Source organism: Hydrogenophaga sp. A37, from assembly GCF_002001205.1.
Taxonomy (GTDB): domain Bacteria; phylum Pseudomonadota; class Gammaproteobacteria; order Burkholderiales; family Burkholderiaceae_C; genus Hydrogenophaga.
Genome location: NZ_MUNZ01000008.1, coordinates 1 through 1167 on the forward strand (window position 1 = coordinate 1; position 1167 = coordinate 1167).

Here is a 1167-nt window from a genome sequence, read left to right on the forward strand (position 1 = left end):
CTAGTGTTATGTCCCGTTAATAACTGGCATTAATCGTGCATGCCGATGCGGTATCTTGGGAATGGAGATACCGCGATGAGAACTGGCAGACCGAAGGTCCAATTGTTGTTGAGCGAGCAAGAGCGTGTGCAGTTGCAGTCGTTTGCGCGCAGTCGCTCGCTGCCTGCTGCCTTGAGCGCGCGGGCGCGCATCGTCCTGAGCAGCGCTGACGGGGAGCCCAACAACGCCATCGCCGAGCGACTGGCGCTGACCAAGGCCACCGTGGGCAAGTGGCGCACGCGTTTCATCGAGCGGCGCATCGCTGGCCTGTACGACGATGTACGCCCGGGCAAGCCGCGCACGATCGACGATGAGCGCGTGGCGCAGTTGATCAAGACCACGCTGCACACCAAGCCAGCCAACGGCTCGACGCATTGGAGCGTGCGCACCGTGGCCACTGAGACCGGCATCTCCAAGAGCAGCGTGGCGCGCTACTTCCAGCTCTTTGGCCTGCAACCGCACCGCACCGAGAGCTTCAAGCTCTCCACCGATCCGTTCTTCATCGAGAAGCTGCGCGATGTGGTCGGGCTGTACCTGAGTCCGCCGGACAACGCGCTGGTGATCTGCGTGGATGAGAAGAGCCAGTGCCAGGCGCTGGAGCGCACCCAGCCGATGCTGCCCATGGGGTTTGGCTACGTCGAGGGCGTCACCCACGACTACAAGCGCCATGGCACGACCACGCTGTTCGCAGCCCTGAACGTGCTCAACGGTGCGGTGCTGGCCGCCTGCAAGCCGCGCCATCGGCATCAGGAGTTTCTGGCTTTCCTGCGCGAGATCGACAAGGCCGTACCCGCAGAGCTGGACATTCACTGCATCTGCGACAACTACGCCACCCACAGCCACCCCAAGATCAAAGCCTGGCTGGCCGCGCGGCCGCGCTGGCAGCTGCACTTCATCCCGACCTACAGTTCCTGGCTCAATCAGGTCGAGCGCTTCTTCGCACTGATCACCGACAAGGCCATTCGGCGCGGTTCGTTCACCAGCGTCAAACAACTCGTGCAACGCATCGACCACTTCGTCACCGCTCACAACGAAAACTGCCAGCCGTTCAGGTGGACCGCCACTGCCGATTCCATCCTTGAAAAGCTGCATCGACTTTGTTCACGTATCAGCGGGACAGGACACTAG

1 protein-coding gene is annotated in these 1167 nt (G+C 61.9%); it reads left to right on the plus strand.

Going from position 1 to position 1167, the window contains the following annotated elements:
• Positions 1-75: 75 nt before the first annotated feature.
• On the plus strand, positions 76-1167 hold the full coding sequence (locus tag B0E41_RS00030; RefSeq protein WP_077327314.1) for an IS630 family transposase: 1092 nt from the start codon (positions 76-78) through the stop codon (positions 1165-1167).

What these genes read in the sequence shown, in the direction of transcription:
- B0E41_RS00030 (WP_077327314.1), top strand. Translation starts at nt 76, where the DNA reads ATGAGAACTGGCAGACCGAAGGTCCAATTGTTGTTGAGCGAGCAAGAG.